The 26117-nt window shown below is 38.1% G+C and carries 21 protein-coding genes and 2 riboswitches; of the genes, 5 read left to right on the top strand and 16 right to left on the bottom strand.

Features of this window, described 5'->3' with window-relative positions:
- Positions 1–139: 139 nt before the first annotated feature.
- The gene (locus AC59HC_RS09615) at positions 140–2407 is read left to right on the top strand and encodes an aconitate hydratase (protein ID WP_110009967.1); all 2268 of its coding nucleotides are present in this window, start codon (positions 140–142) and stop codon (positions 2405–2407) included.
- A gap of 148 nt (positions 2408–2555) precedes the next feature.
- On the opposite strand, the gene AC59HC_RS09620 is transcribed toward AC59HC_RS09615, so the two are convergent.
- Entirely contained in the window at positions 2556–3230 is a 675-nt protein-coding gene (locus tag AC59HC_RS09620; RefSeq protein ID WP_496558498.1) for a LytR/AlgR family response regulator transcription factor, read from the bottom strand.
- The gene (locus tag AC59HC_RS09625; RefSeq protein WP_330744256.1) at positions 3223–4242 is read right to left on the bottom strand and encodes a sensor histidine kinase; all 1020 of its coding nucleotides are present in this window, start codon (positions 4240–4242) and stop codon (positions 3223–3225) included. Before AC59HC_RS09625 ends, AC59HC_RS09620 begins: the two co-directional genes overlap by 8 nt.
- Before the next feature lie 189 nt (positions 4243–4431).
- Here AC59HC_RS09625 and AC59HC_RS09630 point away from each other — a divergent pair, with 189 nt between their 5' ends.
- The gene (locus tag AC59HC_RS09630; protein WP_496558499.1) at positions 4432–6555 is read left to right on the top strand and encodes a TonB-dependent receptor domain-containing protein; all 2124 of its coding nucleotides are present in this window, start codon (positions 4432–4434) and stop codon (positions 6553–6555) included.
- A gap of 31 nt (positions 6556–6586) precedes the next feature.
- Entirely contained in the window at positions 6587–7426 is an 840-nt protein-coding gene (locus AC59HC_RS09635) for a DUF5694 domain-containing protein (RefSeq protein WP_496558500.1), read from the top strand.
- 58 nt (positions 7427–7484) lie between these two features.
- On the opposite strand, the gene AC59HC_RS09640 is transcribed toward AC59HC_RS09635, so the two are convergent.
- A complete protein-coding gene (locus AC59HC_RS09640) occupies positions 7485–10226 on the bottom strand; it encodes a TonB-dependent receptor plug domain-containing protein (RefSeq protein ID WP_496558501.1) in 2742 nt (913 codons plus the stop codon).
- 296 nt (positions 10227–10522) lie between these two features.
- A riboswitch (SAM-I-IV-variant riboswitch) is annotated at positions 10523–10620 on the bottom strand.
- A 117-nt stretch (positions 10621–10737) separates the two neighbouring features.
- Between AC59HC_RS09640 and AC59HC_RS09645 the strand changes: the two genes are divergently transcribed.
- Positions 10738–12963, top strand: coding sequence for an outer membrane beta-barrel protein (locus AC59HC_RS09645; RefSeq protein WP_202839955.1), 2226 nt, complete (start codon positions 10738–10740; stop codon positions 12961–12963).
- Between the two features lie 198 nt (positions 12964–13161).
- On the opposite strand, the gene AC59HC_RS09650 is transcribed toward AC59HC_RS09645, so the two are convergent.
- The 13 genes from AC59HC_RS09650 to AC59HC_RS09710 all read right to left on the bottom strand — a co-directional run bounded on the left by AC59HC_RS09650 (position 13162) and on the right by AC59HC_RS09710 (position 23590).
- Complete coding sequence (locus tag AC59HC_RS09650; RefSeq protein WP_202839957.1) at positions 13162–13872, bottom strand: HesA/MoeB/ThiF family protein; 711 nt, start codon at positions 13870–13872, stop codon at positions 13162–13164.
- A gap of 141 nt (positions 13873–14013) precedes the next feature.
- Positions 14014–15132, bottom strand: coding sequence for a 2-iminoacetate synthase ThiH (gene thiH, locus AC59HC_RS09655; RefSeq protein WP_395971916.1), 1119 nt, complete (start codon positions 15130–15132; stop codon positions 14014–14016).
- Positions 15133–15140: 8 nt separating this feature from the next.
- Positions 15141–15917: a thiazole synthase gene (locus tag AC59HC_RS09660; RefSeq protein ID WP_202839961.1), complete on the bottom strand. Its 777-nt coding sequence runs from the start codon at positions 15915–15917 to the stop codon at positions 15141–15143.
- Positions 15914–16528, bottom strand: coding sequence for a thiamine phosphate synthase (locus tag AC59HC_RS09665; protein ID WP_202839963.1), 615 nt, complete (start codon positions 16526–16528; stop codon positions 15914–15916). The genes AC59HC_RS09660 and AC59HC_RS09665 overlap by 4 nt, the downstream gene beginning before the upstream one ends.
- 4 nt (positions 16529–16532) lie before the next feature.
- Positions 16533–17270, bottom strand: a complete 738-nt coding sequence (locus tag AC59HC_RS09670; protein ID WP_202839964.1) for a hydroxymethylpyrimidine/phosphomethylpyrimidine kinase — start codon at positions 17268–17270, stop codon at positions 16533–16535.
- The gene (locus AC59HC_RS09675; RefSeq protein ID WP_202839966.1) at positions 17246–17833 is read right to left on the bottom strand and encodes a thiamine phosphate synthase; all 588 of its coding nucleotides are present in this window, start codon (positions 17831–17833) and stop codon (positions 17246–17248) included. The genes AC59HC_RS09670 and AC59HC_RS09675 overlap by 25 nt, the downstream gene beginning before the upstream one ends.
- Positions 17830–19641 carry a phosphomethylpyrimidine synthase ThiC gene (thiC, locus tag AC59HC_RS09680; RefSeq protein ID WP_202839968.1) on the bottom strand — a complete coding sequence of 604 codons (1812 nt, stop codon included), beginning with the start codon at positions 19639–19641 and terminating at the stop codon, positions 17830–17832. Before thiC ends, AC59HC_RS09675 begins: the two co-directional genes overlap by 4 nt.
- A 24-nt stretch (positions 19642–19665) precedes the next feature.
- Complete coding sequence (thiS, locus tag AC59HC_RS09685) at positions 19666–19872, bottom strand: sulfur carrier protein ThiS (protein WP_047377339.1); 207 nt, start codon at positions 19870–19872, stop codon at positions 19666–19668.
- A gap of 57 nt (positions 19873–19929) precedes the next feature.
- Positions 19930–20026, bottom strand: a riboswitch (TPP riboswitch).
- 105 nt (positions 20027–20131) lie between these two features.
- On the bottom strand, positions 20132–20974 hold the full coding sequence (locus AC59HC_RS09690) for a hypothetical protein (protein WP_202839970.1): 843 nt from the start codon (positions 20972–20974) through the stop codon (positions 20132–20134).
- Positions 20975–20992: 18 nt separating this feature from the next.
- Positions 20993–21670 carry an RluA family pseudouridine synthase gene (locus AC59HC_RS09695; RefSeq protein WP_202839972.1) on the bottom strand — a complete coding sequence of 226 codons (678 nt, stop codon included), beginning with the start codon at positions 21668–21670 and terminating at the stop codon, positions 20993–20995.
- An 11-nt stretch (positions 21671–21681) separates the two neighbouring features.
- Entirely contained in the window at positions 21682–21996 is a 315-nt protein-coding gene (locus tag AC59HC_RS09700; protein ID WP_047377337.1) for a hypothetical protein, read from the bottom strand.
- Between the two features lie 3 nt (positions 21997–21999).
- Positions 22000–22815 carry a 3-methyl-2-oxobutanoate hydroxymethyltransferase gene (gene panB, locus AC59HC_RS09705; RefSeq protein ID WP_110009902.1) on the bottom strand — a complete coding sequence of 272 codons (816 nt, stop codon included), beginning with the start codon at positions 22813–22815 and terminating at the stop codon, positions 22000–22002.
- Positions 22816–22876: 61 nt separating this feature from the next.
- On the bottom strand, positions 22877–23590 hold the full coding sequence (locus AC59HC_RS09710; protein WP_047424695.1) for a Crp/Fnr family transcriptional regulator: 714 nt from the start codon (positions 23588–23590) through the stop codon (positions 22877–22879).
- An 88-nt stretch (positions 23591–23678) separates the two neighbouring features.
- Here AC59HC_RS09710 and AC59HC_RS09715 point away from each other — a divergent pair, with 88 nt between their 5' ends.
- Complete coding sequence (locus AC59HC_RS09715; protein ID WP_429812180.1) at positions 23679–26057, top strand: heavy metal translocating P-type ATPase; 2379 nt, start codon at positions 23679–23681, stop codon at positions 26055–26057.
- Positions 26058–26117 lie beyond the last annotated feature (60 nt).

Raw genomic sequence — 26117 nt, forward strand, 5'->3', positions numbered from 1 at the left:
TAAAATCTATTGATTTCAGAATCAAAAACACCCTGTTTATGGATTATAGGAACGTTTTTTGATGCATAGATAAGTGATTTTCTTTTTCAACACAGGGAAAAGAAGCATTAACAGAACAAGAACAAAACTAAAATACGATATGACTTTTGATATTGATATGATCAAAAAGGTGTACGAACGTTACCCTGAAAGAATTGCAGCAGCAAGACAAATTGTGGGAAAACCTCTTACCCTTTCAGAAAAAATCCTTTACACCCACCTTTGGGAAGGAAATGCTACACAAGCGTATGAACGAGGGAACTCTTATGTGGACTTTGCACCGGACAGAGTAGCGATGCAGGATGCTACCGCACAGATGGCACTTTTACAGTTTATGCAGGCAGGAAAAGCTAAAGTGGCTGTTCCTTCTACTGCTCACGCGGATCACCTTATCCAGGCTAAAGTAGGTGCTGATAAAGACTTACAGGAAGGGATCAACAAAAACTCCGAGGTATTCAACTTCTTAAGCTCTGTATGTGATAAATACGGAATCGGATTCTGGAAACCGGGAGCAGGTATTATTCACCAGGTTGTCCTGGAAAACTATGCATTTCCCGGAGGAATGATGATTGGTACCGACTCGCATACGGTAAACGCCGGCGGACTGGGAATGGTTGCTATTGGTGTAGGAGGTGCTGATGCGGTAGACGTAATGGCAGGAATGGCCTGGGAACTTAAAATGCCTAAACTTATCGGAGTAAAATTAACCGGTAAAATGAACGGATGGACTTCTGCAAAAGATGTGATCTTAAAAGTTGCCGGAATTCTTACCGTAAAAGGAGGTACAGGATGTATCGTGGAATATTTCGGTGAAGGTGCAGAATCTCTTTCCGCAACCGGTAAAGGTACGATCTGTAACATGGGTGCTGAAATCGGGGCTACCACTTCTACTTTCGGATATGATGATTCTATGAGAAGATATCTTTCCGCTACAGGAAGACAGGACGTAGTAGATGCCGCTGATAAAATTGCTGAACACTTAACGGGGGATGCTGAAGTATATGCTAACCCTGAACAATATTTCGATCAATTAATAGAAATCAACCTTTCTGAATTGACACCTCACTTAAACGGACCTTTCACTCCGGACTTAGCGACTCCTGTTGCTGAATTCAGAGCTAAAGCTGAAGCTAACGGATGGCCATTAGAAGTGGAATGGGCGCTTATCGGTTCTTGTACCAACTCTTCTTATGAAGATTTATCAAGAGCGGCTTCCATTGTAGAAGATGCAGTATCAAAAGGCGTTAAACCTAAAGCTATCCTGGGAATCAATCCAGGTTCTGAACAGGTAAAATTTACAGCAGAAAGAGACGGATTCCTGGATTCTTTCAGAAAATTTGAAAACGCAAGAATTTTTACCAATGCCTGTGGACCATGTATCGGACAATGGGACAGAGAAGGTGCGGAAAAAGGAGAGAAAAACTCTATTATCCACTCTTTCAACAGAAACTTTGCGAAAAGAGCTGACGGTAACCCAAATACCCATGCATTTGTAGCTTCTCCTGAAATGGTAGCTGCTGTAGCGATCTCAGGAAGATTGGATTTCAACCCGATTACGGATACATTAACTAACGAAGCAGGTGAACAGGTAAAACTTAACGAGCCTAAAGGTTTCGAACTTCCTTCAAAAGGATTTGCTGTAGACGACAACGGATACCAGGCTCCATCAGAGGACGGTTCTAAAGTTGTTGTGAATGTAAGCCCAACTTCAGACAGACTTCAGCTATTGGAAGAATTTCCGGCATGGGACGGTAAAAACATTACAGGAGCAAGAGTACTGATCAAAGCTTTCGGAAAATGTACTACCGACCACATTTCTATGGCTGGACCATGGCTGAAATACAGAGGTCACCTGGATAATATTTCAAACAACATGTTGATTGGAGCGGTGAATGCTTACAACATGGAAACCAATAAAGTTAAAAGTGAATTAACTGGTGAATACGGTGAGGTTCCGGCTGTACAAAGAGCTTATAAAGCGGCTGGTATTCCAACAATCGTTGTAGGAGACCAGAATTATGGTGAAGGTTCTTCAAGAGAGCATGCTGCCATGGAGCCAAGACATTTAGGAGTGAAAGCTGTATTGGTAAAATCATTCGCGAGAATTCATGAAACCAACCTTAAAAAACAAGGAATGCTTGGAATCACTTTCGCTAATGAAGCAGACTATGATAAGATCTTGGAAGATGATGTTGTTAATTTCTTAGATCTTGATCAGTTCGCTCCGGGAAAACAACTTACTTTAGAGTTCATTCATACTGACGGAACTAAAGATATCATCATGGCGAACCATACTTACAACGATCAGCAAATTGATTGGTTTAAAGCTGGTTCTGCGCTGAACCTGATCAAACAACAGGAAAAATAAGATTAATTGTTAGATTAATTAATATAAGACGGCTTCAGTTGAAGCCGTCTTTTTTATTTTAAATGTCTTAAAATTTCTTTTGCTGAACTTTGTGGTACATTATTCCAAACCTTACAGGTTTTAGAAACCTGTAGCTCTCATATGATTATTATGAAATTCTATCAAGAAGACCTGCTCTATAGCTTTCTCCGATAGGAATCTCATCATCAGGAAGAATCACTTTTTTAGCCCCGATACTTTTCACTTTATCCAGATTGACAATGAAAGATTTATGAATTCTTACAAATTTTTCAGGAAGCTGGCTTTCCATTGATTTAAGAGTATCCAGAACGATAAACTCATCATTTTCCGTCCGGATATTGATATAGTCCTTGATACTTTCAACGTAAAGAATCTCGTGAAAGCCTATGCGATGTTTTTGTCCCGAAGACTTCACAAAGAAATGGGTATTTTCTTCCTGAAAAGAAAAACGCTCCTGAGCCTTTAAAACACTTTTTTGAAATCTTTCAAAAGAAACAGGTTTCAGAAGGTAATCCACGACATTATGTTCATAGCCTTCCAGTGCATATTCAGAATAGGCCGTTGTTAAAATATATTTCTGATGGGTTCCTACAATTTTCATAAAATTGATTCCCGTAAGCTCCGGCATCTGAATATCGAGAAAGATAAGATCTGAATCATTTTTCTGAAGGTATTCAAGGGCGTGAATCGGATTTTCTGTGGAAAAAACCAGTTCAAGAAAAGGAATTTTTTCCACATAATGTTCAAGAAGTGAGATGGCCAGCGGCTCATCATCCACGATAATGCATTTTAACTTATTCATCTCTTAAATCAATTTTTAAATCTACAATAAATTCCGTTTCCGAATCTTTGATCTCAAGCTGGTGTTTAGGATACAGAATTTCCAGTCTTTTTTTCACATTCTGAATTCCTATTCCTGAAACAGTATCTTTTATTTTCTGTGTTTTAAAATTTAAAAGATAAAAATGCAGAACTTTATGATGATCTGAGATTTTCATTTCAAAACCTTTATCACGGAAATCCCCATGTTTAAAGGCATTTTCCACGAAAGGAACCAACAGCATCGGAGAAATTTTAAGGTGAGGATGCTGAATATTTTTCTCTATGATCAGCAGTTCGGGATTTCTGATCCTGAGTTTCTCCAGTGCAATAAGACTATCAATATATCCGATTTCTTTATCAAGCGAAATGGAATCTTTTTCAAGGTCTTTCGTGCTGTACCTCAGCAGCTGCCCCAGTTCTTCAATAGCCGGAAGCGCCTTATCCGATTTCTGATAGACAAGCGAGTAGATATTATTTAATGAATTAAAAATAAAATGAGGATTGATCTGGGTTTTCAGAGCCTGAAGTTCAGCCTGTTTCTTTTCGATCAGAAGCTGCTTTTTATCATTTTCAGCCACTCCATATTTCTCCAGAATCCATAGAATCCCGGCAATGAAAGTAGTCAGAGAGCTATTATATATATTATCAAAAAGATAGTAGAGAAGTCCTGTATTTTCATCATAATTGCGAAAGCCAAGAGTAGAAGGCAGAATAATTTCTTCCAAAGCATATCTCATTCCTGCAAAACATAACAGGGTCAGCATAAAAACAAAAACTGCCGAATACAGTTTCTCAAGTTTAAAAACTTTTGGAAAAATAAAGAAATACGATATATAAAATGTCACAATTTTTACAATAAAAAATGTAACCCTCAGAATGTGTATTTCCCGACGGTTAGTTTCCGGAACAAAAAAATTAGGAGTAATGACAGTTCCTATGAAATTGAAGCTCCAGTAAATAATTTGAAGCCAGATAATTTGCTTTTTATTCATAATCAAATATAAATCTCTAAAGGCATAATTCGTTAATTGTTTTCGACAAAAACCTGTTTTTTTCCGACGAAACTTTTTTGACATGAATAATTGTCTTCTTCATCTAAATGCTGTTTTCTCATTGAACCTCTTCCGGTACTTTTGTCAGAGAAATGTAATATAAATATCATTCAATCTGTCATTTATAATATGGAAAAACACATTGTATTTATAGCCACCCTGATTTGTTCTTTTTCGGCAGCACAAACCAAAGACACTGCCAACGTCAACAAAATAGAAGCAGTTACGGTGAACGGTAAAAAAGTTCTGGTGGAACGTAAAGTGGATCGTCTTGTTTACAACGTTCAGAACTCGATGCTTTCACAGGGTAGTTCGGGAACTGAAGTTTTGGCAGGAACACCTTTACTGCAGGTTGATGAAAATAAAGGACTGCTGTCCATTGCCGGAAAAAATGGCGTTGCTGTGATGGTTAATGACCGGATGCTGAATCTTTCCGGATCTGAGTTGATTAACTATCTTCGAAACCTTCGTTCGGAAAACATATTGAAAGTTGAAGTAATCACCACTCCTCCTGCCAAATACGAAGCTCAGGGAAACAGCGGGATAATCAATATTGTTCTTAAAAAGAATCAGAATCCTGGATGGAGCGGCTACCTGACCACGAATTATACCCAAAAGACCTATGCAGCATTCAGCACCGTGGCAGGAGTGAACTATCAGAATGAAAAAGTGAAAGCATCTATCAAGCTTCAGGGATATGACGGAGATAAAAGATCGGTGGAAAATTATAAAATTACCGGGCAAAGCTCTTCTGTAAGCAGGGATGAAAGACGGGATATGAATGACGGATTGGGACTGAATGTTAATATTGATTATTCTCTTTCCAAAAATTCCAATATCGGACTGGTATATGATATTTCGAAAGGACATTCCAATATGGATATCAATTCAAAACAACATTACTTTACCGGGACCACTCCTACTTTGCAAACAGACACAGATTCAAAGCACCGTTCTTCATTTACTTCACAGATGCTTAATTTATATTTTGATCAGAAATTTGGGGAACATAAGCTCAGCATAGGTGCTAATTATTATGGAAATCTGCCCGATACAGAGGTAAATTTTACCACAAGAAATGTCGCTAACAACTCAACACAGATCGTAAAAAATCTTTCTTCAGTAGATTATAAGATCTATTCGGGGCAGGCAGATTTATCTTTAAATTTCAAAAAAATACAGTTGGAAACCGGAGCAAAATACAGTCAGTTTTCCAATAATTCTGACATCGGATATTTTAATTCTATCAATGGAAATTACACCATAGACCCTGCAAAAAGCAATCTTTTTGATTATAATGAAAAAAATTATGCCGCTTATATCAGCGTCAGTAAAGATCTTGGCGAAAAATGGTCTGTGAAAGCAGGAATCCGTTATGAATATTCACAATCCAGCGGTTTCTCTCCTTCTACACAGGCAAAATCTGAGAATAATTACGGTAAATTCTTCCCTACGGCCTATCTTTCTTATAAAGCCAATCAGGATAATCAGTTCAGTATCAATTATTCCCGAAGAATCAACCGCCCCTATTTCCGGGCTTTGGATCCGTTCCGATGGTATTCCAATCCGAACACGTATTATTCAGGGAACCCAAGCCTGCAGCCCTCTTTTAATCATAATATAGAACTTAACTATATGTTTAAAAGTAAGTTTTCGGCTAATCTTTACTACCAGAGAACAACAAATAACTTTGACCAGATCACATTCCTGACCGGAATTAACCTCATCAGTACGTTTGAGAATTACTATAATCAGGATAATTATGGTATCAATCTGAATTACACAGATACTTTCTTTAAAATCTGGGAAAGCAATATTTCGACTTCGTTCAGTTATAATGAGACTCAGATTACAAGGTTCAATCTGGTTCCTAAAAACGGACAGTCATTTTATTATTCCCTCAATAATACGTTCCAGCTGAATAAAGCTAAAACGTTCATGCTATTTGTCAACTACTGGCATAATCTTCCTTCCCGTGACGGATACACCGCTGTAAGGAACAGAGCAAGTCTTGACGCCGGAATAAAGATGAGCTTTGTGGAAAAAGCACTCCAGGTTAATCTTTCGGTGAGTGATATTTTTAAACAGTCCGGATATAAGGGTGATATGTATTTTACAGATAATACACAGTCATTCAACAACTATTGGGATGCCCGAAGAATGACACTCAGCGTTACCTATAATTTGGGGAACCAGAAAATCAAATCCAATAACAGAGCGGTGAATTTCGAAGAGAAAAACCGTGCACAATAATAATGTAACAGTAATTTAAAAAAATAAACTCATGAAAACCTTTATTTATATTTTTCTTGTATGCCTTTCTACATCAGTATTCGCTCAAAAAAAGCCTTCAGATTATTTTAAAAATCCAAAGACGAAGGTTTTGGTGGTAGGCTCCTTTCATTTTGATTATCCAAATCTGGATGCCCATAAAACCAATAAAGAAGATCAGGTAGATGTACTTTCTCCCAAAACAGCAAAAGAAGTCACAGAACTGGTAGAATATATCAAAAGATTTAAGCCGACAAAGATTGCAATTGAGGCCTGGCCGGGCTGGAATGCCAATCAAAAGCTGAAGGAATACAGCGAAGGCAAACACCGTGACAAAAGAGATGAGCGTTATCAGCTTGCTATGAGAATAGCCAGTGAACTCAAAATAACTGAATTATTCAGCATTGACGCAGAATCTATTCTGGATGACCTTGAAAAACATTTTGGGAAAACTGATTCTGCATTTTTTAAAAACCTCAGCAAGGATTATGATTTCAGAAGTGATGACCCGATCTCCCAACAGTTTATTGCCTTCTACAAGAGTTCTGAGCCTAAAAATTTTAAATCTCTTCTGGACACTTTTACTTATATGAATTCCAAAGAAAGCCATCAGTACGGATACGGGGCTTATCTTAGCGGTGACTTTACACTAAGAGAATATGACGGCGCCGATATGCTCGCTCTTTACTGGTACAGCAGAAACCTGAGAATGTTCCGCAATATTCAAAACATTCCTCACAACGGAGAAGACAGAATTCTTGTCATTGCAGGAAATGGACATGCAGCAGTACTTAGACAACTTTTTACCTCTTCCGCAGAATATGAATTCATTGAATTTTCTTCACTGAAATAAATAAAAAGACAGAGATTCAGTCTCTGTCTTTTTTTTAATCAAAACTTCAGTCTTTATATTAGAAGCTGAATTCAATTCTTGCAAACAAGAACCTTCCGCCTATACCATACTGGGAAACCTGTCTGGAATAGACAAACTGGTTATCTGCTGTTAATGAACTTATTGCGGGGCTTTTAGAAGGCAATATATTAAAGATATTATTACTTCCTACGGTTGCTGAAATATTTTTATTAAAATTATAGCCTACTGATAGGTCTGTTATCACGCGGCGGTTAAGGACGAAATGCTCTGTACTTCCTGTTACACCATCAAAGTTAGCATCCACAACATCTGCATCGGTCACTTTACCAAAGAAAGAATTACGCAGTACGAAAGTAAATCCGGAAGCTCTTACCGTATTGCCTAATGTAGCTTTTACACGGGGTACAGCTTCTTCAAAATAGATTCTGTTCGGTTCTGAGAAATAATTATTGATCTGACTTACCAATTTAGGAGACGCGTGGATATCCCCGATTCTTTTAGTCTGATTAAAATTGATTCCCAGATTATTCTCCAGGGAAATTCCGGATGAGATTTTTGAGTTCTGGGAAATGGTGATATCAAGGCCTTTTGTCTGAGAATCTACTGCATTGGCAAAAAAGTTGGCAGCGCTGGCTCTTGCAAGATCAAAAGCATCCTGTAGAACGGCCTGATCCGAGCCAGGAGTAAAATTACCATCAGGGCGATAGAAGAGATCGGTCAGTACGACTCTGTCTTTAATCTTTATTAAATAAGCATCCGCTGTGAAAGTAAGGCTTAATGCCGGAATCTTCCAGGTAATTCCTGTACTGTAGGATTGTGAGGTTTCCTGTTTTAATTTTGGAATACCCAATGCCTGTGCAGCCTCAGAATTATTTCTGAAAGTACCTACCTGCGTTGTCTTCCCCTGCTGAATCAGCGTAGAAGTAGAACTGTAATAGATTTGTGCTAATGAAGGCGCTCTGAACCCAGTAGAAACAGCTCCTCTCCAGTTGAGATTGGAAGCCAGTTTTACATTGGTTGCCACCTTATAATTGAATGTAGATCCGAAATCTGAATAATTCTCATACCGTACAGCTCCTTCCAACAGCCATCGGTCTGTAATTTCCAGTTCTGCATCAGCATAAGTTGCAATACTGTTTCTGTTTCCGGAAACTGCATTTTCAGGACTGAATCCCGGAAAGACCTGAGCTCCTGCGGGTCTTACACTTTCAAAAAAATCGGTTACTTTTTCATTTTCAGGGGTTTTGGCTGTTACTACCCGGCCATAGATATCGTAGGAAGCATAAGAGTTTTCCTTTCCTGCATTTACTTTATAATTTTCATGCCGGTATTCACCACCAAACGCAATGTTCAACCCTTTCAGAACATCATATTTCTTAGAGAAATCAAGGTTGACGGTATTTTGTGAGAATTCAGATCCTCCGGCATCAAAGGTTCTTGGAGAACTATCTGTAAGTGATGCATTAAAAGTATTGACAACACCAAAACCGAAAACATTTTTCCCGAATGTATTACTGAAATCCACATTCCAGCCATCCCATTTTCCTTTAATTCCGGCAGCAAGGGAATAATCATTTACAGTGGCTTCAATCTGAGGCAGATATCCGTTGGGAGTAACTGCATTAATATTCCTTTCATTGTTCGGAAGCCTGTAAAATCCTCCTGCATTTCCAAGACGGTAGCTGTAGCCTCCAAATGAATAAACCTTCCATTCGTCATTCACAGGAATTTCAGAGTTGAAGAAGAGCTGTCCGGACTGCAGTTTAGACTGCCCTGCTCTCAAACTGAAATCTTTTCTCTCCAATCCTCTGTAATTAAGCTCCTCAGAGGTAAAATCTTTACCCAATATTTTTTGAAGCTCAGAAATGCTGTTTGCCCCGGAAATCTGAGATTGAAAATCAGGTGCAAAATATCCAACCTTAGTTGCATACTGTTTAATGGTATTGATGATTTGCTGAGTATTGGAAGTATTGGTAATGTTTTTATACAAGCCGTCAATATTCACTCCATCCTGTAATGCCCGGTAATTAATGGCATTATAGGCGTTGAAAATATCTCCTTCCCTCACTCCTGCTCTGGAATAAGGATCACGGTATTGGGCGGAACCGGTAACATTAAAAAATCCGGTTTTACCTATTTTAGTGCCATAATTAAGGTCTACAGAAACAGTCTGTCCGTCTACCCCTCCGGAGAAATTATTGGCAACAGGTGAAGCATATCCCCCTAAGAATACCTGTCCGGAAAATCCCAGCCTTTTTTTCAGTCCGAGGTTTAGCACCCCCGCAATGGCATCAGATCCATACTGGGCAGCAGCTCCATCCCTTAAAACTTCTATTTTTTCCAATGCAAAAGCAGGAATAGCATTAAGGTCGGTTCCCACAGAACCTCTTCCCGGCGTAAGGGTAACATTAATCAGTGAAGACTGATACCTTCTTTTTCCGTTGAGTAATACCAAAACCTGATCCGGTCCTAATCCTCTCAACAGTGCCGGATCCACAAAATCAGTTCCGTCATTTACAGTATGTGATGTGGATGAAAATGAGGGTACGATATAGTTTAAAGCCTGGCTGATATTATTCGTCGGGCTCTGTTTTAAAATTTTAGATATATTAATGATGTCCACCGGAACAGGAGTATCGGTCAAAGATCTTCCGGAACCCCTTGATCCAAGGATAACCACATCTTCTATTTTCTTCGATTGTAAAGTGTCCGTCTGTGCGTAATAAAATGAAGAAATAAGCACGAAAGGAATAAAAATTCTTTTTTTGAAATTATGCATGTTTGTTGTGTACTTTTTTGTTGATGAAATTTGTTTTTTAAGCAATACAAATCCTGTAGCCCTAAATTGTAAGGTTACCATAGAATTCGAAATGTTTGTATTATTTTTTAGAAATAGAAAAGGCTAGAAGCAACAACACATGCGCATGTAGAAATGGCATGAGAACATATCAGAGTAATGAAGGCTCACTTCATGATCTGAAGAATAAAAAATTACTGATGGAATGTGATTTCCCTTGTCTTTAAACATTTGATTTTAACTTTAAAACAAAAATTCAAGATGGGAGTAATGATAGAATGATAAACATTTTTTCCGGAAGATCCGGCTTATCGATTGCAGCACCTTGCTTGTTTTTGCAGGTTGCTATCCCATCTAGAGATTCTTGATAATTACCTGGCAAAGATATAATTATTTCCGAAATAAAAAAAATTTAGCCTAAATTTTCGATTTTCAACATTTTAGCGTAACAAATTATCTTTTTCAGCGTCTAACCGGATAACAGTAAAACATTATGAAAAAAACAATTTTCGCTTTATCCTTACTAAGCTCTGTTTTTGTTTTTTCACAAGAAAAAAATAATAAACCACAGGAAAAGCAAATTGAAGGCGTAGTCATCACCAAAACTAAAAAAGCCGTTGAACAAAAAGCAGACCGTACTATTTTTGATTTTTCTGAGCAGCCTCAGCTGAATAACGGAAACGTTCTGGAAGGAATAAAGAAACTTCCGGGGCTTGTATCTACCGATATTGCAGGGATGATGTATCAGGGAAAAATGCTGGAAGTATATCTTAACGGAAGACCTCTGAACATCACTTCCAATGAATTGAACTCCTTCCTTGAAGGGATGCCGGCCAATTCCGTAGAAAGAATTGAAGTGATCACGCAGCCAGGTGCTGAGTTTCCGGCAACTTCCGGAGGTGCCATCATGAATATCATCACCAACAAAAATGCAAATAAATATTTAACCGCTACGTATTCAGGGAATTATTCTTTTACAAATTACGACAAGTATAGAAGCAGAACGACCAACTCCGTTAATTTAAATGCCAGAAATAAATATTTCGGATGGCAGCTGAATGTTGGGCAGAATTACCGTGAAAGTATGCTGAATGGCCAGCAGGATGAGCTTCTAACAAGCCATACCGATAGATACGCACGCGGATATTTTGCAAAATCCGGATTGACTTTTGATTTAGGGCAGGACAGGTTATTATTGAACTACGATATTTATCACAACAATAATGACAACTATACTTTAAGTGACGGGCATGGAGATTTACCATTCAAGAGAAACCCGAAAGATTTACAAGAAGCTTTTTATACTTCTTCTGACGTTGCCCATACCAATAATTTAAGACAGGAAGCGGTTGTAACCTATCAGAAGCGTTTTGCTGACAAATCTCAAAAACTGGATTTCCAGTTTGGGTATACGAGATCAGATAGCAAATTTTCTCAGGATAATTACTTCCAGGATGGGACATTTGTAGCTTATCCCAATGAACCTCTTGATAGCCCTACCAATGGATTAAAAGATATTCTGAATAATAAATCTGTGATGAATATTGCCAACTTTAAAGTAGATTATGCACAGCCGATCAAACTTCTTGATGGTGGGAAAGTAAGTTTTGGAGGATTATATGAAAGGCAGGATTATGATACAGAAAGTTTTGGACTGACCAATCTTGAATATCAGAGACAGACTGCTTCAACGTATTTAGAGTTCCAGGCTAAACTGAAAAAGTTTGATTTCACGTTGGGATCCCGTGCTGAAAATTATGATATTTCAGGGATAACAAGGTATTTTGATAAAGATACAAAACTGGTGGAAGCTGAGTTGATTCCTTTTAATAAGTTTAAGCTGTTCCCGAACGCAAGTGTACAGTATAACATGATGAATCAGGTTTATATTGCCGCGAATTACAACAGAAAAATCAGTCTGCCAAGTATTTCTGCCCTGAACCCGAATAACGTAACATTCTCCGGACCTAGTACAGAAGTAAATGGTAACCCGAATCTACAGCCTACTATTTTTGATAATTATGAATTGAAAATATCAGCTTTTGACTATGCGTTTATCGGGTATAGCGTAAGCTCGGCAAGCAATCAGGTAGCACAGATCATCCGAAAAGACGGAAGGAAACTCTTCAATGAGCAGGTGAATATTTCCAATATGAAAATTCACAATTTCAACGTGGGGCTACCGGTTCCTTTTATGATTTTCAGTAAGCCTTTGAGTGAAATCATGAAGTTTAATTTCAATCCGGATAAAATTAACTTCATGTACTTATATGCAGGATATCAGAAGCATGAAATTGATAATCTGAACAATAAAGGGTTCTGGATTTTTAATATCATGACTCAGATTATTTTGCCTAAAGACATCAAACTGACAGCCAATTACAGCTATCTGACTCCAAAGGCAGGATATTTCTACTTTACTGCAGAGAAACCGTTCAACAACTCTTTTGATATTACATTGACGAAGAAGTTTATGAACAACCGTCTGACACTTTCGGTTTTTGCAAACGATATTTTCAACGGACAGGTGATGCAGGTACGTTCTAATCCGCCATCAGGAAATCCGGTGATGATCTACAGCAAATACGACACAAGAAATTTCGGACTTTCCATCAATTATAAAATTCCGACGAGAAATAAATTGGCGAAAGAAGATCCGAATATTTTAAATCAGACCAAAAAAGAAGATACCGGGGGTGTAATGCAGCAGGCACAATAATCCTTCTTTATAATAGATAAATAAAAACAGGTGGTAAAAAAAATGATTATCACCTGTTTTTTTATATAAATTTTGGATAACGCCAATGGATCGTTTTATACAAGTAAGACGGGCTAAAGCCCGCCCCTATTGATATGTATTGCTAATAAAATGGTGTTATTTGTGAAAACATTTGTGACATTAGTGTTTACATTTACATCAGAAATCTACCGTCTGAAATCTCCAGCTCAGTGTGTCTACCAATGTCAGCTGATTCAAACTTACCGGAAGATCTGTTATGATTTTTAAGGTCTGAAGTGCCATCATACTTCCTATCATTCCGGGGAGAGCACCCAATACACCAAGGCTGTCACAATCCGGAAGATCTTCATCAAAGGGCGGTTCCGGGAAAATATCTCTTAAGTTTTTACTTCCGTTATGATTAAACACAGCAACTTGTCCTGAGAATCCTAAGATACTTCCGTAAACCAAAGTTTTTTGTAATTGCACACAGGTGTCATTCACCAGATATCTTGTTGAAAAGTTATCTGAGCCATCAACAATAACATCATATTGAGACAGAATTACCTCTGCATTATTTTCATTGATTTTTTCTTCAATACCGATGAATGTAATCTGGTGATTGAGTTCTCCAACAAAGGTTTCAGCACTTTTCACTTTGGATAACCCTACTCTGTTTTCGGTATGGATAATCTGCCGGTTCAGATTGTGAAGTTCAACCTCATCAAAATCTGCAACACCTAAAGTCCCTACTCCTGCAGCAGCCAGATATTGAATAACAGGACTTCCCAAACCTCCTGCCCCAATGACAAGAACTTTGGATGAACTTATTTTCTTTTGTCCTTCCAATCCTATTTCTTCAATAAATATCTGCCGGCTGTACCGTGAAAAATGATCTTCTTTTTTCATACTTTATGATAATTTAGCCATTAAGTTTCTTTAGTTATTTTAGGAAAGTTAAGCTTCGCTTTAAAAAGATACTATCTTAAAAATCTCCGATTTTTATTAATTCAACTTCACTCCTTCAAAATCCTTAATGGCTTTAAAATTTTAAAATCCATTATATACGGAATCCCAATCTTTCATCACAGGATCATAACCTGCTTTTTTAATCATGATTTTAATTTCATCCATACTTCGCTCGTCACTGGTTTCAAACTGTTCCAGAGATTCTTTATCCACCGCATATCCTCCAGGGTTTGTTTTTGAACCTGCACTCATAGCGGTTGCTCCCAGAGAAACAATATTATTCCTAAACACTTCATTTTCCCTGGTAGAAATGGAGATTTCAAGGTCTTCATTCCAGATTCTATACGCACAGATCAATTGAAGAAGATCTTTGTCCTCCATTATGAAATTAGGTTCAATAATTCCTTCTGCCGGTCTGAGTCTTGGAAAGGAAACAGAAAATTTACTTTTCCAGTATTGTTTCTGAAGATAATCGATGTGTAAGGCATTGAAGAAGCTATCTACTCTCCAATCTTCAAGCCCAAGCAGGACTCCCAGCCCGATCTTATGAATTCCTGCTCTACCTATCCTGTCGGGAGTTTCCAGACGAAAATGGAAATTTGATTTTTTACCTTTCGGATGGTATTCTCTGTAGACATCCTGATGATAGGTTTCCTGATAGACCAATACGGAATGCACCCCTTCTTCATGAAGCAGTTTGTATTCATCTTCCATTAAAGGCTGAACTTCGATGGAAATGTTGGAAAAATGTGGCTTTAACTTACGTACAGCATTCTGAAAGTAAGGAACTCCCACTATTTTATTGGCTTCACCACTTACCAGCAATACATGGTTTACTCCAATTGATTTCAGGACTGATGCTTCAATCATCAACTCCATATCAGAAAGGGTTTTCCTTTTCAGATTGTTATCAAGACTGAATCCGCAGTAGGTACAGATATTCTGGCATTCATTGCTGAGATACAGTGGTGCATACAACTGAATGGTTTTTCCGAAACGTTTCTGGGTAAGTGCCCTCGTCATCACTGCCATCATTTCGAGTTCCTGAGAAGCGGCTGGCGACAGAAGATTAAGGAAATCATCAATCGTTTTGTTTTTCTTCTGAAGACTGTATCTTACATCGGCCAGACTTACATTTTCAAGCTTATTCTTTACCTCATCCCACTGGTAGTTTTCAAAAACATCTTTAAAGCTTTTCATAATCCTGATTATTCAAATAAAAACGAAGTCAGCGGACTTGAAGCTTCAGCATGACTTGAAATGGCTCCCAACCCTGACTCAAAAGCTCTTCTTCCGGCAATCACTCCTTCTTTAAAAGCGACAGCCATATTCAACGGATTTCTGGCTACAGCAATGGCAGTATTCACCAAAACGGCGTCAGCCCCCATTTCCATGGCTTTTGCGGCATCTGAAGGTGCCCCGATTCCGGCATCTACCACTACAGGAACGTTGCTCTGGCTGATGATTATTTCAAGAAAATCCTGTGTTTTTAGTCCTTTATTCGTTCCAATAGGCGCTCCCAATGGCATTACCACTGCGGTTCCTGCATCTTCAAGTCTTTTGCACAGAACCGGATCGGCATGAATGTAAGGCATTACAACAAATCCTAATTTCGCCAGTTCTTCAGTGGCATATAAGGTTTCAATGGGGTCCGGCAGTAAATATTTCGGATCGGGATGAATTTCTAGTTTTACCCAGTTGGTTTCCAGTGCTTCTCTGGCTAATTGAGCTGCCAATACGGCTTCTTTGGCAGTTCTGGCTCCGGAAGTATTAGGAAGAAGATGAACATGGGTTTCTTTTAATGAGTCAAGCAGGTCATCTTCATTGGATTGGGCATCAATCCTTTTCAGCGCCATCGTTACCATATTGCTTTCTGATGCGATAACAGACTGCACCATATCTCTCATACTTCCGAATTTTCCTGTCCCTAAAAACAGTCTGGATTCAAAAATTCTTCCTGCTATTTCTAATTTCTGATTGTTCATATCATTACTTTTTTTAATTCGTTAATAATAGCGGGCTGCCTGGTAATAATTCCTGAAACAGCAACGCCATAAATCCCGATTTCCTGTAGCGGTAAAATATCTTCAGGATTAACGCTCCCGATGGCAAATATTTTAGGGATCTCTATTGATTTATCTTTTAACCCGTCAATGATATGCCGGTATCCTTCAAATCCAAGGACAGGACTTAACTTTTCTTTCGTGGTGGTAAATCTCAATGGTCCCAAACCAATATAATCACACGATTCTTTGATTCTCCTGATCACATCTGAAAGGGTATTAGCTGTCCCGCCAATAATTTTGTTTTTTCCAAGAATCAGTCTTGCTTCATCGACAGAACAGTCATCCAATCCTAAATGTACTCCGTCAGCATCTATTTCTTTAGCGATCTGTACATGGTCATTGATGATACAAACCGACTGATATGCTGAGCAAAGCTGTTTTGAAATTTCACAAAGACTGATTAATTCATTTTCAGGCGCATTTTTCCATCGAACCTGTACCCATTTGATTCCATTATCCAAAGCGTTACGGATATGCTTTTCCTGTTCCTGTATTGTATTTCCCTGTGATATGTATTGTAATTTTTCCATGTTTTTATGAATGCGTTCCCAGTAAAGAGGAATTGCTTTTTAAAAATTTTTCGATGTATAATTTTCCATTCCAGCAGGCCGTTTCCATATTTTTCCCCTTCGCAAGTTCTGCTGTAATGGCTGAGGATAAAACACAGCCGGAACCATGCTTTGGAAAATAGGTTGTATTCCTTTCGGCTGGAGCTAAAAGAATCTCTTTTCCGTTTTCAACTAAAATATCTGTGCCCAAATGATCTTCTCTATGTCCTCCTTTGATCAGCAATGCGCATTGATGAGTATCAGGTAACAGATGATTTCCCTTTAAAACACTGTATTCGTTATAATTAGGTGTAATCAAACTGAGTTTATGAACAATTTTTTTTAATTGATGAAGAGTTTCAAGATCAAAAAAATTAAAGTCCGAAGTGCTTTTCAGAATGGGATCCCAAACGATTTTCACTTCAGAATTATTCTTTTGAACTGTTTCTACAATTTTGCTTAAAAAATCTGCATCTTTCACAATTCCAATTTTCACTGCTGAAACGGAATAGTTTTCCATCAGCACCTGAATGGCTTCAATTATTTCATCTATGGGACGCCATTCCAGGCTTAAGCACTTGGAAGCGGTCTGTAATGTTAATGCCGTACACACTCCCAATCCCATTACTTTTGAATGTTCAAAAGTTTTACTATCTGATAATAAGCCTGCTCCACCACTGGGATCAAAGCCTGCAATGCTTATGACATAAGGACGTTCCTGCATTTTCTGAATACTTTTAAAGGTTCTTCACTTTCCCAGATCGCACCCAATAGGGCTGCTCCATCGATATCTGATTCGAAAACTTCATGAATATTATCCTGATTAATTCCTCCAAGGGCTATCAATTTGACATCCGGATTGTTCCGATGTTTTACTTCTTCTTTAATGGTGGAATCCAATCCATATCCTTTTTTGGAGATACTTGGAAAGAATGGACTTATGAAAGCATATTCCCATACTTTATCCAAAGTATTGTAGGTTGTGATATCGTGCACTGAAGTTGAAATTATATTTTCTTCCGCGAAAGTTTTAAATGCTTCTTCTTTCCGGTCGATTTCCCTGAAATGAAACCTTGAGATCTGATATTCCTTTCCAAGATCGTAATGCGTATGCAGTACAAGCTGTGAATGAAAAGCGTCATCAATTTGGGTGATAAATTCAATCATTTCATTTCTGTTTGCTCCTGGTTTACGGATGTGAAGCAGGTCAAGACCTTCCTGAAACATCTGATTAATAAGATCAGTTTCGTTCGGAACAATCAATTCAGGAGTGATAACGAGGATCATATATAAATTTCTTTTCCTTTTTCGATGAATTCCTGTGATTTATCCAGCATCCCTTTTTCTGCAGATTCACGGATTTCCTGAGTGATTTTCATCGAACAGAATTTTGGTCCGCACATGGAACAGAAATGAGCAATTTTTGCTCCTTCTGCCGGAAGGGTTTCATCATGATATGCTCTTGCTGTTTCCGGATCTAATGAAAGATTGAACTGATCTTCCCATCTGAATTCGAACCTTGCTTTACTTAATGCATTGTCTCTGTATTGTGCGCCCGGATGTCCTTTTGCTAAATCTGCCGCGTGGGCTGCCAGTTTATAAGTGATCACCCCAACTTTGACATCATCCTTATTCGGAAGTCCCAAATGTTCTTTTGGAGTTACATAGCAGAGCATCGCACATCCAAACCATCCGATCATTGCTGCTCCGATCCCTGAAGTAATATGATCATAACCCGGTGCAATATCCGTTGTTAAAGGACCTAAAGTATAAAATGGCGCTTCATGGCATTCTTTCAGCTGTTTATCCATATTTTCTTTGATCATATGCATTGGTACATGCCCAGGTCCTTCAATCATTACCTGTACATTATGTTTCCAGGCAATTTTAGTGAGTTCACCTAAAGTTTCCAGTTCTGCAAACTGCGCTGCATCATTGGCATCTGCAATAGATCCCGGACGAAGACCGTCTCCCAGAGAGAAAGCTACGTCGTATTTCTTCATGATTTCACAAATCTCCTCAAAATGGGTATACAGGAAACTTTCTTTATGATGAAATAAGCACCATTTTGCCATAATCGATCCTCCTCTGGATACAATTCCGGTTACTCTGTTGGCTGTCAGATGAATATATCTTAGTAAAACTCCTGCGTGGATGGTAAAATAAGAAACTCCCTGTTCAGCCTGTTCAATCAAAGTATCTCTGAAGATTTCCCATGTAAGATCTTCAGGAACACCTTTTACTTTTTCCAATGCCTGATAGATTGGAACGGTACCAATCGGAACCGGACTGTTTCTGATGATCCATTCTCTTGTTTCGTGAATATTTTTACCGGTTGAAAGGTCCATAATGGTATCTGCTCCCCATCGGCAGGCCCATACTGCTTTTTCCACTTCTTCTTCAATACTGGATGAAACGGCACTGTTTCCGATATTCGCATTGATCTTTACCAGGAAATTTCTCCCGATAATCATCGGCTCGCTTTCCGGATGGTTGATGTTATTGGGAATAATAGCTCTTCCGGCAGCAATTTCGTCTCTTACAAATTCCGGGGTGATTTTACTTTTAGGAGTATTCGCTCCAAAACTGTGGCCCGGATGCTGAAATGCCATTTCTTTTGATACGGATTCAAGCTGTTCTATTCTCTGGTTTTCCCTGATCGCCACATACTCCATTTCCGGAGTAATGATTCCCTGCTTGGCATAGTAAAGCTGTGTAATTTCTTTTCCTTCCTGTGCTACTTTAGGCTTATGATCATAGGAAAACCTCAATTCATCAAGACGAGGATCTGCCAAACGCGCTTTTCCGTATTCTGAGGTAATCCCTTCCAGAATATTCACATCATTTCTATCCAGAATCCATTGTTCTCTGATTCTTGGAAGTCCTTTCTGAATGTCAATGACTGCATTTTCATCGGTATAAGGCCCCGAAGTGTCATAAATGGTTACCGGAGCATTGTGTTCAAAGCCGCCATTGGTCAGTTTGGTTGGGCTAAGCTGTATTTCACGCATGGCTACATTGATAGGGTGTAATTTTCCTTCAACATAGATTTTCTTTGAGTTCGGAAATGGCGAACATGTAATGGAGTGAGCCATAAGTATTGGTATTAAATATGAGAATTAACCGCCCTGAGTGGCAGTGATGATTAACACTGAATCGTTGTTATTGAGGATGGTTTCCGCCCAGACTGACAGCGGAATAATTCGGTTGTTGAGCGCTACAGCAATACCTTTTTTCTTTCCGGGTAACTCAATAGCCAGTAATGCTTCCAGGTTGGCAGGAAGTACATCAAATGTTTTTCGGGTGTGGTTGATTATAAGTTCCATTCCTAATATTTTACATATACTTTAGGAATGGCCATTATTGTACAATAGAATGTACAGCAAAAGTCATCTACTTTTCCCTACGCTGGTATGATCCAGATCAGGTTCAAAGGGTAAAGTCTCAGTCTGTTGGCAACAGACACCCCTAAAGTTTGGAACGAAGTTAGACATTTTTTCAGAATAAGCAAAATCTTAAATGACTTTAAAGAAAAAAGACCATCTCAATTTTCAGACGGTCTTCAATTTTATTTTAAATAGTTCTTTAGTAAAAAAGCTTCAGCCTTCCATCAGAATTATATTGATTAGTCCAATTTGATTGGCTTAGAAAAAATTCGGAGCTATAAGGTTTAAATTCTTTTGAAATTTTTCTCTGAGGATTATTTTTTGATAATGAAAAGTAGAAATACTCTTCAAAAATACCCAAATTCTTAAATGGATTTTGTGCAGAATCAAAATTATCCAATGTAATTTCATTCGTAATATAAGCATCAATATTATTATGCTTTTCGGTTTTAATTGCCTTTTCTAGATTTCCTGAGGTGTTATAAATAAACTTTTCTACGTAAGTCAAAATATAATCTTGCGGATCAGTTGGATCATACGGAATATTTGGATATTCAGTTAAAATCTCAGTTAACTTTCCTGAAGCATCATAAGTATAGGTCAAATACTTATCCATATATGAATTATAGACCTCTGGAATAACTGCTTTAATAACTCTACCTTGATTATCAAATTCAAACCGTCTTTCCTTCAACTGAACAGTGAAACCAGGATCAGAGCTATAATTTCTCATAATTGCAGTATTTCCTGTATATGTTACCATTGTATAGACAGATTTTGAATAAGAATAAGGAAATCCCGTACCTCCGGAATGTTCCAGCTTGCCTCCTATCTTTTTTATAATCCTTCCCTGAGCATCATATTCGAACATATAATTTTGTTCCAACCCATTAAAGACAGGTGACAAAACAGGATAATTCCATGATATTTTACTTGTATTTTCAGTAATTGTCTGTTGTGAATTATCAAGCGGCAAGTCATCATTGTCTGAACAAGATGTCATAACCAGCAATGTGGCTAATAAAAGTGATTTGAGTTTCATGTTATAGTTATGATATGTTTATTCTTCACAAGCTCTCCAGATCGCATCATTCTGCGGAACAGGAGCTATGATTTCTATGTTTTCTTTAGTAACCGGATGAATAAATTCCAGTTTTCTGGCGTGAAGATTAATACCTCCATCCGGATTAGAGCGAGATGCTCCATATTTTAAGTCTCCTTTAATCGGGACGCCTGTTTTAGACAGCTGAGCCCTGATCTGGTGATGCCTTCCGGTCTCAAGATCAATTTCCAGCAACAAATAATTGTCTAATGTTTTGATCACATGATACGTCAGGATTGCTTCTTTGGCTCCTTCCGTAGCCTTTGGGAAAACAATAGCTTTATTATTTTTTTCGTTTTTCTTTAAATAATGTACCAGTCTCTGGCTTTGCGGAATCATTTCTTTTCCCACGACTGCCCAATATGTTTTTTTCACTTCACGGTTTTTCACCATCTGCGTCAAACGGGAAAGCGCTTTGGATGTTTTTGCATAGATCACCAGCCCGGAAGTTGGGCGGTCTATACGATGAACCAAGCCGAGAAAAACATTTCCCGGCTTAGCATCTCTTATTTTTATAAAGTTCTTGATGGATTCTAATAGTGATTCATCGCCGGTCTTATCGCCCTGTACAAGCTGACCCACCTTTTTATTAATCACCAGAAGATGATTGTCTTCATATATAATCTGCTCCTTCATACCTCTTCAGTCTATCTTCTTCTGTTGGATAATGACAGGATAATCCCTGCCAGAAGGCCTACCGTTTTAACAGCTGAAAGTTTTGAGCCTTCCGGAATAAACGCTCCGAATACACAGATAGCCGCTGCAGCATACATGGCATAAACAAAATTCTTATTGGTAAGCAATGGAGCCTGAATAAAAAAGCTTGCTCCAATCAGAACATAAAATACTTTTCTTGAAAGCAAATGATTGATTTCCGGGGAAAATAAATTAAACCATCCCACAGCCAGACAAATCAAAGCTGCAATAGATAATATTCCCTGAATAGATTGTTGGTTCTGCATGGACTAATAGCTTTCGTTTTCGTTTGGAAACTCTACATTTTTCACATCTTTCACGTATTGAGAAACGGCTCCTGTAATTTCTGTGTAAAGGTCAAGATATCTTCTTAAGAATTTCGGGCTGAAACCTTTGTTCATTCCCACCATATCATGATACACCAAAACCTGTCCGTCGCAATCTGCACCGGCACCGATTCCGATGGTTGGAATAGAGATGCTTTCAGTTACTTTCTTAGCTAAATCAGCAGGAATTTTTTCCAACACAATAGAAAAACAGCCAAGTTCTTCCAGAAGCTGTGCATCAGCAATTAGTTTTTCAGCCTCTGCTTCTTCTTTAGCTCTTACTTTATACGTTCCAAATTTATAAATGGACTGTGGCGTTAATCCCAAATGTCCCATTACCGGAATTCCGGCATTGATAATTTTTTTGATTGATTTGGAGATTTCTTTCCCACCTTCAATTTTCACAGCATGCGCTCCACCTTCTTTCATCATTCTTACCGCAGATTCCAATGCTTTTTCAGGATTACTCTGATAAGTTCCGAAAGGTAAATCCGCTACCACCAAAGCTCTGTCGGTTCCTCTTACCACACTTTGCGCATGATAGATCATTTGATCCAGCGTAATAGGCAATGTGGTTTCAAAACCAGCCATTACATTCGCTGCAGAGTCTCCAATTAAAATAGCATCTACTCCACCAGCATCTACCATCTTGGCAGTGGTAAAATCATAGGCTGTAAGCATTGTTATTTTCTCCTTGTCGAATTTCATTTTACGCAAGGTTTCAGTCGTAACTTTTTTAATTTCAGAGTGAACAGACATAATTTATCTATTTTTAAAAGTTAAAAAGTCGGCCTTGAGCCGACTTAAGTTTTTGTATGATTTATAAAACTACGTGACCGAGTTTCATGAGTTTGTCGTGATTTAAGATCTTGATATTTCTTCCGTCCACTTCAATCAGACTATCCTGTTTGAATTCCGAGATCAGACGGATGGCACTTTCTGTAGCAGTACCAATAATGTTGGCAATTTCTTCTCTCGTTAAGGAGATTTTAATAAAACCTTCAGGATCTACACCCAACTTCTGTTCAAGAAGCAGCAGAATTTCTGCCAGTCTTTCTCTTACTGTTTTTTGTGCAAGGAAAGTAATGGTGTTGGAAGATTCTCCTAATTCATAAGAAATTTTCTGAAGCATTACGAAGGACAGTTGTGGATCTACTTCCAGAAGATACATAAAGATATCTGCAGGTAAGAAAACACATTCAATATCTGTCATTGCTTCTGCTTTGGCCTGGAAGTTTTCCCCGCAAAGCAAAGAACGATAGCCGATGATATCCCCTTCTTTGATAAATCTTAAAATCTGATCTTTCCCGAAAGCTCCTGACTTTGAAAGTTTGGCAGCACCTTTTTCCAGGACAAACACTCCTTTTGGAGTTTCCCCATCCTCGAAAATAGTTTCATGTTTCTGAAAACTCAGTTTCTTTTTGCCATTAATATATTTTTCAAAATCTGCGCTAGAAAGTCTTTCTTTAAATGATTTATCATTAAAAACTCTGGCGAACCTCTCTTCAATTGCTATCTGTTGTTCCTGCGGCATTTTATATGATATTTATCACAAAAATAGAACTTTTTAACGCGATAAACAAAAAAATTTGTTATAATTTTGTAGTTCAATATTTTATGGGGTGAGCGAGAACTGTTTTCATTGTGGTCAAGGTATAGAAAAAGAGAGAATTTTATTTGATGAAAAGACTTTCTGTTGTAATGGATGTAAATCCGTTTACGAAATTCTGAATTTAAATAATTTAAGCAATTTCTATGAGCTTAATAAAGGAGCAGGAATTCGTCCGAATGATGAAAATTCTACTCAATTTGATTACCTGGACACGCCGGAAATCTTCGAAAAAGTGACTGATTTTTCTGAAGGAAGCACCAGCCTTGTTACCTTTAAAATCCCTGTAATACACTGTTCTTCATGCATCTGGCTACTGGAAAGTCTGCATACGTTAAATAAGCATATCAAATATTCTCAGGTTAACTTCACAAGGAAGACTTTGCAGATTTCATTCAACCATAATGATCTGAAATTGAGCGAACTTGCTAATTTCTTAACCAATCTGGGATACAAACCTGTTATCAGTCTTGAAACTGCTGAAAAAAACGTAGACCACCTTGATAAATCTTTGCTGGTAAAATTTGCTATTGCAGGTTTTGCCTTCGGAAACGGTATGTTTCTCGCCTTTCCCGAATACGTAGGAGGAGAAGATTACTGGATGGAACATTACAAGGGGCTTTTCAGAACACTGATGTTCTTACTGGCATGTCCTGTAGTATTTTATTCGGCTTCAGATTATTACAAATCCGCATGGTACGGATTAAAAAATAAAATCGTCAACATAGATGTTCCTATTGTACTGGGAATTTTTGTTCTTTTCGGGAGAAGTATCTATGAAGTGGTGACGGATTACGGTCCGGGATATTTTGATACCCTTTGCGGTCTTCTTTTCTTCATGCTGATGGGGAAAATTTTTCAGAAAAGAACGTACAGTGCTCTTTCTTATGACCGAGACTATAAATCGTTCTACCCAATTGCCGTAACGAAGGTAGACTTTGAGGGAAAACAGGAAAATATCCTTCTTTCCGCAGTAAAAGTAGGAGACAGAATTTTAGTTAGAAATCAGGAAATCATTCCGGTAGATGCGATTCTTATTAACGGAGAAGGAAATATCGACAACAGCTTTATTACCGGAGAAAGTGAAAGCATCAGTAAACAGCCGGGCGATAAAATCTTTGCCGGAGGTAAGCAGATCGGGTCATCTCTGGAGCTGGAAGTTATTAAAGATGTAGACCAGAGTTACCTTACTCAGCTTTGGAATAAAGAAGCTTTCAAAAAACATGAAACCGGGCTGGATACATTGACAAACAGCATCAGTAAATATTTCACATTCATCATTTTAGGTATTGCTCTGGCTGCTGGAATCTATTGGGCATTTATTGATTTGGAGAAAATGTTTCAGGTTATTTCTGCCATTCTGATCATTGCATGCCCTTGCGCACTTGCACTGTCTGCGCCGTTCACTTTCGGTCACATTATGAGGATTTTAGGCCGAAATAAGTTTTATGTAAAAGATACTTTAACGATTGAAAAAATCGCGAAACTTGATACGATTGTTTTTGACAAAACAGGAACCATTACACACAGAAAGAAATCAAACATCAAATACGAAGGATCTGAGATCATCGAATTTGACTCTTTGAATATCAAAACTTTATTAAAAAATTCCAACCACCCGCTTTCAAAATCATTGTACGAATTTATAGAGGTGAACGATGAATATTTCCCTGTAGAGAAGTTTGTTGAAATTTCAGGAAAAGGATATGAAGCCAGTGTAAGAGGAAATCTTTATAAAATTGGTTCAGCACGTTATAATAACCAGGAACCTAAAAACCTTGAAACGGCGGTTTACATTAGTAAAAACGGAGAATACCTGGGTAAATTCATCTTTAAAAACGAGTATCGTCCAAGACTGAAAGAACTTTTCACTAAACTTACCCACTACAAAATATTTATCCTGAGCGGAGACAACTCCTCAGAAGAAAACCAGCTTAAAGAGCTTATTCCTAATTACAAAGGAATGGCCTTTAATCAAAGCCCGGAAGACAAACTGAACTATATCAAATCCCTTCAGGATCAGCATTTAAAAGTGGCAATGCTTGGAGACGGACTTAATGATGCAGGAGCCTTAAAACAAAGTAATGTAGGAATCGCCATTGCTGATGATACAAACAGTTTTACTCCATCTTCTGATGTCATTATGAACGGAGATAAAGTAGTTACTCTTGACAACTATCTGAATGTTTGCAAGGGTTCCATCACGATTGTGAAAATGACATTTATAATCAGTTTTCTATACAATATTGTCGGTTTAAGTTACGCTGTTACAGGGCATATGCATCCGCTCTTCGCAGCAATCATTATGCCAATCAGTTCGATCACAGTGGTTACCTTTACTACAGTTTCAACCTGGATTTTAGGTCGTAAATATTTCAAAAAACAGGCGTAAAAGCCCTTATTTAGACTGATTTTAAATTAGCTGAAATCGGCATTTCGTGATGAATGTCAT

The sequence above is a fragment of the Chryseobacterium sp. DZ-32 genome (genome assembly GCF_059587025.1).

What these genes read in the sequence shown, in the direction of transcription:
- AC59HC_RS09615 (WP_110009967.1), top strand. Translation starts at nt 140, where the DNA reads ATGACTTTTGATATTGATATGATCAAAAAGGTGTACGAACGTTACCCT.
- AC59HC_RS09620 (WP_496558498.1), bottom strand. Translation starts at nt 3,230, where the DNA reads ATGAATAAGTTAAAATGCATTATCGTGGATGATGAGCCGCTGGCCATC.
- AC59HC_RS09625 (WP_330744256.1), bottom strand. Translation starts at nt 4,242, where the DNA reads ATGAATAAAAAGCAAATTATCTGGCTTCAAATTATTTACTGGAGCTTC.
- AC59HC_RS09630 (WP_496558499.1), top strand. Translation starts at nt 4,432, where the DNA reads ATGGAAAAACACATTGTATTTATAGCCACCCTGATTTGTTCTTTTTCG.
- AC59HC_RS09635 (WP_496558500.1), top strand. Translation starts at nt 6,587, where the DNA reads ATGAAAACCTTTATTTATATTTTTCTTGTATGCCTTTCTACATCAGTA.
- AC59HC_RS09640 (WP_496558501.1), bottom strand. Translation starts at nt 10,226, where the DNA reads ATGCATAATTTCAAAAAAAGAATTTTTATTCCTTTCGTGCTTATTTCT.
- AC59HC_RS09645 (WP_202839955.1), top strand. Translation starts at nt 10,738, where the DNA reads ATGAAAAAAACAATTTTCGCTTTATCCTTACTAAGCTCTGTTTTTGTT.
- AC59HC_RS09650 (WP_202839957.1), bottom strand. Translation starts at nt 13,872, where the DNA reads ATGAAAAAAGAAGATCATTTTTCACGGTACAGCCGGCAGATATTTATT.
- thiH (WP_395971916.1), bottom strand. Translation starts at nt 15,132, where the DNA reads ATGAAAAGCTTTAAAGATGTTTTTGAAAACTACCAGTGGGATGAGGTA.
- AC59HC_RS09660 (WP_202839961.1), bottom strand. Translation starts at nt 15,917, where the DNA reads ATGAACAATCAGAAATTAGAAATAGCAGGAAGAATTTTTGAATCCAGA.
- AC59HC_RS09665 (WP_202839963.1), bottom strand. Translation starts at nt 16,528, where the DNA reads ATGGAAAAATTACAATACATATCACAGGGAAATACAATACAGGAACAG.
- AC59HC_RS09670 (WP_202839964.1), bottom strand. Translation starts at nt 17,270, where the DNA reads ATGCAGGAACGTCCTTATGTCATAAGCATTGCAGGCTTTGATCCCAGT.
- AC59HC_RS09675 (WP_202839966.1), bottom strand. Translation starts at nt 17,833, where the DNA reads ATGATCCTCGTTATCACTCCTGAATTGATTGTTCCGAACGAAACTGAT.
- thiC (WP_202839968.1), bottom strand. Translation starts at nt 19,641, where the DNA reads ATGGCTCACTCCATTACATGTTCGCCATTTCCGAACTCAAAGAAAATC.
- thiS (WP_047377339.1), bottom strand. Translation starts at nt 19,872, where the DNA reads ATGGAACTTATAATCAACCACACCCGAAAAACATTTGATGTACTTCCT.
- AC59HC_RS09690 (WP_202839970.1), bottom strand. Translation starts at nt 20,974, where the DNA reads ATGAAACTCAAATCACTTTTATTAGCCACATTGCTGGTTATGACATCT.
- AC59HC_RS09695 (WP_202839972.1), bottom strand. Translation starts at nt 21,670, where the DNA reads ATGAAGGAGCAGATTATATATGAAGACAATCATCTTCTGGTGATTAAT.
- AC59HC_RS09700 (WP_047377337.1), bottom strand. Translation starts at nt 21,996, where the DNA reads ATGCAGAACCAACAATCTATTCAGGGAATATTATCTATTGCAGCTTTG.
- panB (WP_110009902.1), bottom strand. Translation starts at nt 22,815, where the DNA reads ATGTCTGTTCACTCTGAAATTAAAAAAGTTACGACTGAAACCTTGCGT.
- AC59HC_RS09710 (WP_047424695.1), bottom strand. Translation starts at nt 23,590, where the DNA reads ATGCCGCAGGAACAACAGATAGCAATTGAAGAGAGGTTCGCCAGAGTT.